The sequence below is a fragment of the Methylibium rhizosphaerae genome, assembly GCF_006386545.1.
Taxonomy (GTDB): Bacteria; Pseudomonadota; Gammaproteobacteria; order Burkholderiales; family Burkholderiaceae_C; genus Pseudorivibacter; species Pseudorivibacter rhizosphaerae.
Map to the genome: position 1 here is coordinate 64,393 of NZ_SWAR01000030.1, position 11,177 is coordinate 75,569.

Annotated in this window: 7 protein-coding genes; 5 read left to right on the top strand and 2 right to left on the bottom strand. The window is 71.1% G+C overall.

Translation table 11 applies throughout. From position 1 onward, the window contains the following. Positions 1–75 precede the first annotated feature (75 nt). Positions 76–1,107 (top strand): tripartite tricarboxylate transporter substrate binding protein, encoded by a 1,032-nt coding sequence (locus tag E8D38_RS20035; RefSeq protein ID WP_140634837.1) that lies wholly within the window; start codon positions 76–78, stop codon positions 1,105–1,107. A gap of 40 nt (positions 1,108–1,147) precedes the next feature. Beyond that, the gene (locus E8D38_RS20040) at positions 1,148–2,935 is read left to right on the top strand and encodes a SulP family inorganic anion transporter (protein WP_140634839.1); all 1,788 of its coding nucleotides are present in this window, start codon (positions 1,148–1,150) and stop codon (positions 2,933–2,935) included. Between the two features lie 10 nt (positions 2,936–2,945). Here the strand turns inward: E8D38_RS20040 and E8D38_RS20045 are convergent, their stop codons facing one another. Then, a complete protein-coding gene (locus E8D38_RS20045; RefSeq protein ID WP_140634841.1) occupies positions 2,946–6,557 on the bottom strand; it encodes a hypothetical protein in 3,612 nt (1,203 codons plus the stop codon). A gap of 255 nt (positions 6,558–6,812) precedes the next feature. Between E8D38_RS20045 and E8D38_RS20050 the strand changes: the two genes are divergently transcribed. Together E8D38_RS20050 and asd are read left to right on the top strand one after the other, a co-directional pair. Further along, on the top strand, positions 6,813–7,985 hold the full coding sequence (locus E8D38_RS20050) for a glycerophosphodiester phosphodiesterase (protein WP_140634843.1): 1,173 nt from the start codon (positions 6,813–6,815) through the stop codon (positions 7,983–7,985). A gap of 112 nt (positions 7,986–8,097) precedes the next feature. After that, positions 8,098–8,952 (top strand): archaetidylserine decarboxylase, encoded by an 855-nt coding sequence (asd, locus tag E8D38_RS20055; protein ID WP_140634845.1) that lies wholly within the window; start codon positions 8,098–8,100, stop codon positions 8,950–8,952. Between the two features lie 29 nt (positions 8,953–8,981). Here the strand turns inward: asd and E8D38_RS20060 are convergent, their stop codons facing one another. Continuing rightward, positions 8,982–9,998 (bottom strand): zinc-binding alcohol dehydrogenase family protein, encoded by a 1,017-nt coding sequence (locus E8D38_RS20060; protein WP_140634848.1) that lies wholly within the window; start codon positions 9,996–9,998, stop codon positions 8,982–8,984. 104 nt (positions 9,999–10,102) lie between these two features. Here E8D38_RS20060 and E8D38_RS20065 point away from each other — a divergent pair, with 104 nt between their 5' ends. Continuing rightward, positions 10,103–11,038, top strand: coding sequence for a LysR family transcriptional regulator (locus tag E8D38_RS20065; RefSeq protein WP_140634850.1), 936 nt, complete (start codon positions 10,103–10,105; stop codon positions 11,036–11,038). The last annotated feature ends 139 nt before the right edge of the window (positions 11,039–11,177 follow it).

An 11,177-nucleotide genomic window follows, 5' to 3' on the forward strand; every position in this document is an offset into this window, starting at 1 on the left:
TGGCCGGCCGGCGCTGTCCACACCACACTGCCACCAGCCGCTTCAGCCCTCACGAACCCGACAAGGAGACTGCCGATGAAAAGCCGACCGACTGCCGCCCCCGATGACCTGCGCCGCCGCCTGCTCGCATTGCCGCTGTGCGCCGCCGCGGCCGCATGGCTGGCGCCCGCGGCAGCCATCGCGCAAACGGCCGCATGGCCGGCCAAGCCGATCCGCATCGTGGTGCCGTTCCCGGCGGCGGGCACCACCGACATCCTCGCCCGCGCGCTCGCGCCCGAGCTGCAGAAGGCACTGGGCCAGCCGGTGGTGGTGGACAACAAGGCGGGCGCCGGCGGCAACATCGGCTCGGCCGAGGTGGCCAAGGCCGCGCCCGACGGCTACACCTTCCTCATGGGCACGGTGGGCACCCATGGCATCAACGCCGCGCTGTACCCCAAGCTTCCCTACGACCCCTTCAAGGACTTCGTGCCGGTGACGCTGGTGGCCGCGGTGCCCAACGTGCTGGTGTTCAACCCGGCCAAGGCCGACGCCCTGGGCATCCGCAGCGTGCCGGACCTGGTGAAGTACGCGCGTGCCAACCCCGGCAAGCTCAACATGGCGAGCTCCGGCAACGGCACCTCGATCCACCTGTCGGGCGAGCTCTTCAAGACCATGACCGGCACCTTCCTCGTGCACTTCCCGTACCGCGGCTCGGGTCCGGCGCTGATCGACCTCATGGGGGGCAGCGTGGACCTCATGTTCGACAACCTGCCCTCGGCCATGCCGCACATCAGGGCCGGCAAGCTGCGCGCGCTGGCGGTGACGAGCAACGTGCGCTCGCAGGCGCTGCCCGATGTGCCCACCATCGAGGAAGCCGGCCCGGTGAAGGGCTATGACGCAAGCTCGTGGTTCGGCCTGCTGGCCCCGGCGGGCACGCCGATGGAAATCGTCAACCGGGTGCAGCAGGAAACCGCCAAGGCGATGGCCACGCCGGCCCTCAAGGAACGGCTGCTGTCGCAAGGCGCCATCCCGAGCGGCAACACCAGCACCGAGTTCGCGAAGTTCATCGCCGCCGAACACAGGAAGTGGGCCGCGGTGGTGAAGGCTTCGGGGGCGAAGGTGGACTGAGCGAGGCACCCGAGCACGGGCGGTTATCGTTCAGGGCTCAATGCCGACGACGAAGCCTGTCTCCCGGATCGCCACCAGACTCTTCCCCTGGCTCACCCGCGTCGATGCCGGCTGCCTGCGTGCCGACGCACTGGCCGGTCTGCTGGGCGCGCTGCTCGTGCTGCCGCAGGGCATTGCCTTCGCAGCGCTGGCCGGCCTGCCGCCGCAGTACGGCCTGTACACCGCCATCGTGCCCTGCGTGGTGGCGGCCATGGCCGGGTCGAGCTGGCATGTCGTTTCCGGGCCCACCAATGCCAACTCGCTGGCGCTGCTGGCCATGCTGGCGCCGCTCGCGCTGCCGGGCAGCGCGGGCTACATCGAGCTGGCGCTGGCGGTCACGTTGATGGTCGGGCTGCTGCAGCTGGCCATCGGCGGCCTGCGCCTGGGGTGGTTGGCGCACTTCATCTCGCCGGCCGCGCTGCGCGGCTTCATGGGCGGCGCGGCCCTGCTGATCGCAGTGCATGCGCTGAAGGACCTGCTGGGACTGGCCGCAATGCCGATCGGGCAGGGCGCCGGCGCCGTGCTCGGCTACGTCGCCGGCCATGCGGCCGAGCTGCAGCCGGCGGCGCTGGGCGTGGGCGCAGTCGCGCTCGCGGTGGTGCTGGCCTTGCGCCGCGTGGCGCCGCGCTGGCCGGCGATGCTGATCGCGCTGGCCGCCGCCACCATGGCCGCCTGGTGGCTGCGGCGCGCCGGCATGGGGGTGCACACCGTGGGGCTGCTGCCCTCTCCCTGGCCTGCCCTGCACCTGCCGCAGGTGCCGCTGCAGCGGGTGCCCGAGCTGATGGGCCTCGCCTTCGCACTCACCATCGTGGCCCTGGGCCAGTCGATCTCCATTGCCAAGGCGGTGGCCGCGAGGTCGGGCCAGCTGATCGACGCCGACCGCGAGTTCATCGGGCAGGGCCTGTCCAACATGGTGGGCGGGCTGTTCAGCTGCTACGTCTCGTGCGGCTCGCTCAACCGCTCGATGCCCAACCTCGACGCCGGCGCACGCACGCCGCTGGCCGCCGTGTTCTCGGCGGTGCTGCTGCTGGCGCTGGTGGCACTGAGCGCGCCGCTGCTGGCGCTCATCCCGATGGCTGCGATCGGTGCCCTGCTGCTGTGGGTGGCCTGGTCGCTGCTCGACCTGCCCAGCTGGCGCGAACTGGCGCGGCTGTCCCGCACCGATTTCGTCATCGCGCTGGCCACGCTGGCGGCCACGCTGACGCTGCGGCTCGAGGTGGCCATCCTGCTGGGCACGCTGGCCTCGCTGGTGACCTACCTCTCGCGCACCGCGCGCCCGGCGATGCGCAGCATGGGCTTCGACAGCTTCGCGGCCGACCGGCCTTTCGTGGTGGTGGACGGCAACCCGAGGGCCATGCCCGAATGCCCGCAGCTGAAGCTGCTGCGCATGGAAGGTTCGGTGTTCTTCGGCGCCGTGCCGCACGTGGCCGACAGGCTGTTTGCGCTGCGCAGCGAACCGCAGCCGCAGCACCATCTGCTGGTGATGAGCAAGAGCATGAACTTCATCGACCTGCCCGGCGCCCAGCTGTGGCAGCGCGAGCTGCAGGCGCGCCGCGCGATGGGCGGCGACCTCTACTTCCACCGGCCGCGCCCGCAGGTGCTCGAGACCTGGCAACGCATCGGCTTCTTCGACGAACTGGGCGAAGACCATGTCTTCGCCGACAAGCGCAGCGCGCTGGCCGCCATCGTGCCGCGGCTCGACGGCGAGATCTGCGCGAAGTGCTCGGTGCGGTGTTTCGAGGAATGCGAAAGGCAGCCGGGCGCAAAGGACTGGGACTGGCAGGTGTGAGAGGGCGCGTTCAGCCGCGGCCCAGCAGCAGCCATTCGATCCAGTGCGCGCCGCCGGCGGTGCCCAGCGGCACCAGCAGGGCCTTGAACAGCGGCTGGTCGAACAGGTTCGCAAAGGCGCCGGTGCGGTGCGACTCGACCGCTTCGATCAGCCCCTTGAAAGGATCGGCCAGCTGCTTCCATTCGGCCGTGCTGCCCTGCAGCCAGCGCAGGTCCTCCTTCATGCGCGCCAGCGACCGCTGGCGGATGTGCTCGGACGACTGCTTGAGCGCCACCGCCAGCACCACCAGCCAGATCAGGTAGGCCCCCGCCCCCAGTGCAATCGGCACGGTGAGCGCCCAGTTGTCGAACAGCCGGCTGCGCGCGACGATCAGCAGCGCGAGCACCACGAACGGCCAGATGATGAGCGGGGCCACCCGCTTCGTGATCTGCGCCACCAGCTGGATGTCGATCCAGTCGTCGAGCAGGGTGTGGTACTTCACCGGCTTGTCGTCCATGGCACGGTCTTCGGCATGCGGCGGCCTTTCGTCACCACCGGTGCGGTCGGCCGGCCGCAGGCGCAGGCCGCGCATCCAGAGCGCCGCGTGCTGGCTGCCGAGCACACGGGCGTGACGCCGCACCGCCCGCGAGTCGTACAGCGAACGCCCGCGGCTCAGGTGCCAGATGAAGCGGCACGCCAGCATCGTGTCGTCGGCCACCGCCACCACCAGCAGCGGCAGCAGCAGCAGCACCGCGTACAAGGTGTTGGCCACCAGGCGCCGGTGGTCGTCGCCGCGCACCGGCACTTCCGGCACGTAGCCTTCGCTGAGCCCGAAGAACAGCAGCGCCATCAGCGCCACGGTGACCACGTACCAGAACAGCACCCGCACGACGCGGGCCGACGTCTGCGCGCGATGCAGGTAGCCCTGCCCGAGCTGGTCCGCGTCCAGGCTCATCAGCTGCTGGTCGGCGCTGTTGCAGCAGGCGGTGCCGCCGGGCGCCGGCGGCAATGAAGGGCACGCCTGCAGCAGTGGCCTCCAGCCGGCCAGCGTGCCATGCATGAACCAGTGTTTCACCAGCCGGCGCCATCGCCTGCTCTTCAGGCAGGTGCCTTCGCCGGTGGTCGCGTACACGCTGCCGCACAGGTCTGCGGCACTGTGGCGTGCGCCGTTCCAGGCGTGGTCGAGCGCGCACACGATGGCCAGCAGCACCAGCACGTGGATCAGGTGCGAGGGCCAGGCACTCACGCCTTCGAACCAGAACACCGGCTCGCAGTCCGTGCAGGCCGCGCCGTTGCCCGTGGGCCAGGCCATCCACAGGAAGCCGCCGGCCAGCACGAACACCAGCAGGGAACTCAGCGCTGCGTTGTAGGCGCCGACGCCGGGGGCGCGCGAGCCCGCTCTCGGCTGCGCACGCGACACGGCATACAGGCCCACCAGCGTGGCGCAGGCGGTCACCGCGCTCATGAACATGATGGTGTTGAAACCCACCAGCCGCGGGTGGGTGAGCTCCGCCGCCGAGCCGATGGCATAGACCTGCAACGCCAGGTGCAGCGCGACGAGCAGCACCACCGACAACGGAAGCGCCGGGTTCGCCGCGCCGGGTGCGGGCGCGCCGAACACCCGGTCGCGCGCGCGCCGCAGCGCCGGCGTCGACGGCCACGCGATCAGCGCGCCCACGAGCAGCATCACGAACAGCGCCGCCACCAGCGCACGCGTGTGTCTGGACGACACCGGCGAAGTGGCGAAGTCGAAGCCCGCCAGCGGTACCGCGCGCGTGCGGCCGATCTCGTATACGGACGGTTCGCGGATCGCGCTGCCGGCGATGGCCTCCTCGTCGCGCTTGCAGCTCTCTTCGCGGCAGCCCGCACGCCGCGCGGCCAGGTAGGTGGCCGTCTGGTAGGTGTCGCGGAACGCCGGCGTGCCGCGCTGCACGTCGGCCGGCATCTGCAGCGGCAGGCTGCTGGCCACCAGCAGGTTGCGGCTGAACGGCAGGGCCTTCGGATGCAGGTAGCGCGCGTCCATGTCGGTGGTGAAGAACACCTTGTCGGGAAAGCTCTCGTGCAGCGCCTGCAGCACGAGCAGCTTGTCGTGCACGTCGCTGCCGAGGATGCCGATCGCACCGATGGGTCCGGCCCGACCCTGCCGCGGCGCATCCGGGGCTCTCGAGGCTGGCGGGTCCGACGCTTCGCTCTCCTGCAGCGAGCCGGCCAGCCGGCGCAGGTAGTCGAGCTGGTCGCGGCCCTCGGGCCATTCCACGTTCGACGCAGGCGTGCCCTGCTGGTCCTTGTCGCCGTCCGCCGGCTTGCGCCCCTGCGGCTTGTCTTCGGGTTCGGTGTCGCGCGTGGTCACGCCGTCGATGCCGCGGAAGTAGTAGCGAACCTCCACCTTGCTCACCGACGGAAGCTGCTCCTTCAGCTGGTGGGTGAGTTCGGCGGCCAGCGCCTGTGCGTAGAGCGAATCGCGTTCGGCCACCAGCACCACCCGGCGCGGCTTGGGCGGCAGGCGCCCGCGGATCTCGGCGACCAGCTGCCGGATCACCTCGTTGTCGGTGGCGATCAGGCGGCGGAAGGTCTCAGGCCTCTCGAGCGGAACGGGCGTGCGGAACACGTTCAGCCGCTCGCCGATGAAGTCCTCGAGCCGCTGCCCCGCCAGTTCGTGGATCTGCCGGTTCGATGCGGTGGCGAACGGGCTGAGGATCTCGGCGCCGGCCAGCAGCTCGTAGTGCGCCCAGGGCGTGGGTTTCAGGGCTTGCGCGCCGCGTCCTTGCGCCGGTCGCGGGGCCTGCCGTGCCTGCTCCACCTTGCGCCTGTCCGCGGCGTCGCGCAGGTCCTTCAAGGCGGTGCGCAGCGCGTCCGACGAAGAGGGTCCGATGATCTCGACCCGCGGGCGCTTGTCCGCCTGCCATCCGTTCAGCGCACCGTGCAGCAGCCAGCCGAGCGAATCGAGCTTCGGCGCCTGCAGGCCGGTCTCGTTGATCCACAACACCGTCACCTTGCGATAACTCGCGCCCTGCCGCTGCTCGTCGCCGCGCTGCAGCCGCCGCGGCACCAGCACCTCGTAGGGCACCAGCAGCCGGCGGCCCGAGGCCACGGTCGGCGCGCCCATCGCCAGGTCCAGCAGGCCCATGCGTTCGGGGTACACCGGCACATAGCCCTTGGCCTGCAGGCCCGCCAGCAGTGCATACCGCATGCGGCGCCGGTTTTCCTCGGCGCCGACGAACGGGTGGCCTTGCGCCATTGCGGCGACGACCAGGGTGTCGGCCGCGCCGTGGTCGGTGGCGGCGCTGCCGTTCACGTCGTCGCGCAGCAGGGTGTCGTGCCATTGGCGCAGCCGGGTGGTGGAGAGCTGCTCGCCGCACTCGGGCGGCCCGGAGGGGCTGGCAGGCCGGGCCGCCTTGCCGCTCGCTCCGCCGTCGGCACAGCGCCTCGCCCGCTCGGCCTCGTAGCGGCGCGCCGCGATGAAGGGGTCCTCCCACAGGCGCGCCTCGACTTCGAGCTGGGCCAGTTGCTCGGGCTGCGCCCGTTCACGTTCGGCCGGCCGCAGCTGCTCGAATGCGCGCGGCACCAGCAGGGTGCTCGACACGAATGCCGCCACGATGACCATGCTGGTCCACGGGAAACCTGCTGCCTGCTGATCCGCCACGGAAGCCCCCTGGGTACACCTCCATGGTTTACGTGACGGCCCGGTGGTCTGCGTCCCCAGTCTTGGGGAGCGGTGGGCGATCTACCTGCAATTGAGGGGGGAGGAAGTTTCCCGACACGCGCGCGACAGGCGCCGCGATGAGGAGGACGATGCTGTCATGACGTGGCAGAGGCGACTGGCCGCGATTCTGCGACACGGTCATCGCCGGGTCACGCCGCGTCCGTACGGTGATGAACGACAACAAAGGAGCGTTGCATGCTGAAGATGCTTTCCCTCGCCGTGGCGGTCGCCGCGGCTTTGCTGGTGGCGGCCGGCCCCGCCTCCGCACACGGCCACGGGGTCGACCGGAAGGACCTGCCGCTCGTGATCGGCCACCGCGGCGCGAGCGGCTACCTGCCCGAACACACGCTGGCCGCCTACTGGATGGCCATCGAGCAGGGCGCGGACTACGTCGAGCCCGACCTCGTCATCACCAGGGACGGCGTGCTGGTAGCGCGGCATGAGAATGCGATCGCCATCGTCAATGGCGACGGCTCGGTGCGCGAGGCCACCACCGACGTGATGGACCGCCCCGAGTTCGCATCGCGCAAGACCACCAAGGTGATCGACGGCACGAGCGTGACCGGCTGGTTCACCGAGGACTTCACGCTGGCCGAGCTGAAGACGCTGCGCGCCCGCGAGCGGCTGCCGGCGCTGCGCAGCGCCAACACCCGGTTCGACGGCATGTTCGAGGTGCCCACGCTGGACGAGGTGCTGGCGCTGGTGGCGCAGGCGAACGAACGTCGCCGCGAGCAGGCGCGCACCCAGGGCGGCAAGCCGCAGCACTGGAAGCCGGTGGGTGTGTATCCCGAGACCAAGCATCCGAGCTACTTCCAGGGCATCGGGCTGCCGCTCGAGGAGCCGCTGGTGCAGACGCTGCACAGGCACGGCTATCGCGATCGCCATGCGCCGGTGTTCATCCAGTCGTTCGAGACGGCCAACCTGCGCAAGCTGGCACGCATGACGCGGCTGCCGCTGGTGCAGCTCATCAGTGCGAGCGGGCGGCCCTGGGACTTCACCGCCGGCGGCGACCCGCGCACCTATGCCGACCTCGCCAGGCCCGCCGGCCTGGCGGAGATCGCGACGTATGCGAGGGGCGTGGGCGCCAACACCAGCGTGATGATCCCGCTCACCGCGTCCGGCACGCTGGGCACGCCCACCTCCTTCGTGGCCGATGCGCATGCGGCCGGCCTGGTGGTGCACGGCTGGACCTTCCGCGCCGAGAACAGCTTCCTGCCCAACGAGTTCGACGTGGGCGCGACGCCGGCGGGCCTGGGCGACATGGCGGGCCAGGTGAAGGCCTTCCTGAAGCTGGGCATGGACGGCTTCTTCACCGACCACCCCTTCCTCGGCCGGCAGGCGCGCGACGCCTTCGTGCGCGGCGACTGAGCGCCGGCCACAAGGCACGGTGGTTGCCGCGTGGCGGCACCGCCCGTTTGCCTGCATGGGCGGCGAGGCCGCTCGCTACACTCGGCGGCTTCATCACGAACGAGCCGCCACCGTGTCAGACCGCCTTGCCGTCCTGCCCCAGTACCTGCTGCCCAAGCAGGCCCTCACGGCGTTCGCGGGCAAGGTCGCATCGGCCCAGGCAGGCGCGCTCACCACGCTGCTGATCCGCCGCTTCGTCACGCGCTACGGCGTCAACATGGACGAAGCGGCCGAGCCGGACCTCGCGCAGTACAAGACCTTCAACGAGTTCTTCACCCGGCCGCTGAAGGCCGGCGCGCGGCCGCTGGCGGCGGCCGACCTGATCTGCCCGGTGGACGGCGCCATCAGCCAGTTCGGCAGCATCGAGCGCGACCAGATCTTCCAGGCCAAGGGCCACCGCTACTCGACCACCGCGCTGGTCGGCGGCGACGCGACGCTCGCCGCGCAGTTCGAGAACGGCCACTTCGCCACCCTCTACCTGAGCCCGAAGGACTACCACCGCATCCACATGCCGGGCGACGGCCGGCTCACGCGCATGATCCACGTGCCCGGGCCGCTGTTCTCGGTGAACCCGGCCACCGCGCGCGGCGTGCCGGGCCTGTTCGCCCGCAACGAGCGGGTGGTGTGCGTGTTCGAAGGCCCGCGCGGGCCTTTCGTGCTGGTGCTGGTGGGCGCCACCATCGTGGGCAGCATGGCGACCGTGTGGCACGGCGTGGTGAACCCGCCGCGGGTGCGCGAGGTGCGCGAATGGCGTTACGACGACGCGAAGCCGGTGGTGCTCGGGAAGGGCGAAGAGATGGGCCGCTTCCTGCTCGGCTCCACCGTCGTGCTGCTGTACCCGCGCTCGGGCCTCGCCTTCAACCCCGCATGGCAGCCCGGCGGCGGCATCCGCCTCGGCGAGGCGATGGCCAACTACCCGGCGGGCTGAGTTTCCTTCGTGACGGTTGCCGAATACCTTCACCGGACTTCCAACACCCCCTTGCCGATGGCCCGGCCGCTTTCCACCCAGGCGTGGGCTTCCCGCAGCGTGGCCGCCGAGAGGTCGCCGAACTCGCGCGTCTTCGTGCTGCGCAGCGTGCCGGCATCCACCGCGTCGGCCACGGCGGCGAGCAGCCGACCCTGTTCGGCCATGTCGTCGGTGCCGAACATCGGGCGGGTGAACATCATTTCCCAGTGCAGCGACAGGCTCTTCGGCTTGAGCAGTCGCACGTCCAGCGGCCCGGCCAGGTCGTCGATGAGCGCCAGCCGGCCCTGCGGCCGCAGCGCGCGCACCAGCGCCGGGTAGTGCGCCTCGGTGTGCGTGAGGCTGGCGCAGAGGTGCACGCCGCCTTCCAGGCCGGCCGCGGCCAGCGCTTCGTCGAGCGGCTGCCGGTGGTCGATCACGTGGTGGGCGCCCATCTCCTGCGCCCAGGCCATGGTGTCGGGCCGCGACGCGGTGGCCACCACTTCGAGCCGGGTGAAGCGCCGCGCGAGCTGCACGAGGATGGAGCCCACGCCGCCGGCGCCGCCGACCACCAGCAGTCGCTGGCCGGCACCGCCGCCGTGCGGCACGCCCAGCCGGTCGAACAGCAGTTCCCAGGCGGTGATGCTGGTGAGCGGCAGCGCCGCAGCGGCCGCGAAGTCGAGGCTGCGCGGCATGCGGCTGACGATGCGCGCATCGACCACCTGCCGCTCGGCATTGCTGCCCGCGCGCTGCAGGTTGCCGGCGTACCAGACACGGTCGCCGGCCACGAAGCCGCTCACCTCGCGGCCCACCGCCAGCACCTCGCCGGCGGCGTCCCAGCCCAGCACGCGAGGCTGGCCCTCGGGCGGTGCCATGCCGGCACGCACCTTCACGTCCACCGGGTTCACCGAGACCGCGCGCACCCGCACCAGCAGGTCGTGAGGGCCCGGTTCGGGGTCGGGCAGGTCGAGGTCGACCAGCGCTTGCTGGTCGTCGAGGGGCAGGGAGCGCAGGTGGCCGACGGCTTTCATGCAGGGCTCCTTCGAGCTGAAGTGGCAATGGCCGCCACTGTGCGCCGCGGCGCGCGCCGGAAACAGCCATGCAACACTCGAGCAATGACAAACAGGATTTGTCGATGAAAACCGCTTCGATGCACCTGCCGGCCCCGGCCGATCGGCTGGACCTGGGCGCCCTGCGCCTTGCGCTGCGCGTGGCCGAGCTGGGCGGCGTGGCAGCGGCCGCCCGCGAGCAGGGCCTGCTCAATGCCACCGCCACCGCCGCGATCCGCCGGCTCGAGGAGCAGCTGGGCGCGAAGCTCTTCATGCGCTCGAGCCGCGCGCTGCGGCCCACGGTCGAGGGCGAGGCCTTCCTGCAGCGCTGCCAGGCGGCGCTGGCGGCAGTGGACGAGGCGGCCGCCGAGCTGCGCGCACCGCTCACCCAGGTGCGCGGGCTGCTGCGGCTGGGAGTGCCGATGGACCTGGGCACCCAGGTGATCCGCCCGCTGCTCGACGAATTCATGGCGCTGCACCCGCAGCTGCAGGTGGACCTTTCGGCGAGCGACCGGGTGGCCGACCTCGCGCGCGAGCCGGTCGATGCTGCGATCCGCTACGGCGACGCCGGGCCGGGGCAGATCGTGCGGCCGCTGGTGCAGGACAACCACGCCATCCTGGTGGCTTCGCCGGTGTACCTGCGCCGTGCCGGCACGCCGCGCAAGCTCGACGACCTGGCCTCGCACGAGATGCTGGGCATGCGAATCGCCAGCCGCCCGGGGCATCGCTGGACGCTGTTCGACCGCGGCCGCCCGGTGACGCTGCAGATGCGCGCGCGGCGCAGCACCGACAACGGCCTGCTGGCGCGCCAGTGGGCGGTGGACGGCTGGGGCATCGCGCTCAAGTCGCAGCTGGACGTGGCCGCCGACCTGGCCGCCTGCCGCCTGGTGCGGGTGCTGCCGCAGGTGCAGTCGCAGCCGTACCCGCTGGTGCTGGCGCTGGCACGCGGCACGCACCTGAGCGCCCGCGTGCGCACGCTGGGGGACTTCCTGCAGCGCAGGTTGGCGCCTGCGAACGCATAGGGCTCGCGCAGGTACGCCCTAGTGTCCTGTCGCAGAAATACGTTTCGCGATCCGCTCGATCTTTTGCAGGATTGAGTCGGCGGTGGCAACCCACTGGAAAGGCGTGGCGTCGGCGTTGTAGCGTTGCACGAACAGCTCG

Excerpts from the sequence above, each read along its gene's own strand:
- E8D38_RS20065 (WP_140634850.1), top strand. The coding sequence starts at position 10,103 with ATGAAAACCGCTTCGATGCACCTGCCGGCCCCGGCCGATCGGCTGGAC.
- E8D38_RS20040 (WP_140634839.1), top strand. The coding sequence starts at position 1,148 with ATGCCGACGACGAAGCCTGTCTCCCGGATCGCCACCAGACTCTTCCCC.
- E8D38_RS20035 (WP_140634837.1), top strand. The coding sequence starts at position 76 with ATGAAAAGCCGACCGACTGCCGCCCCCGATGACCTGCGCCGCCGCCTG.
- E8D38_RS20050 (WP_140634843.1), top strand. The coding sequence starts at position 6,813 with ATGCTGAAGATGCTTTCCCTCGCCGTGGCGGTCGCCGCGGCTTTGCTG.
- E8D38_RS20060 (WP_140634848.1), bottom strand. The coding sequence starts at position 9,998 with ATGAAAGCCGTCGGCCACCTGCGCTCCCTGCCCCTCGACGACCAGCAA.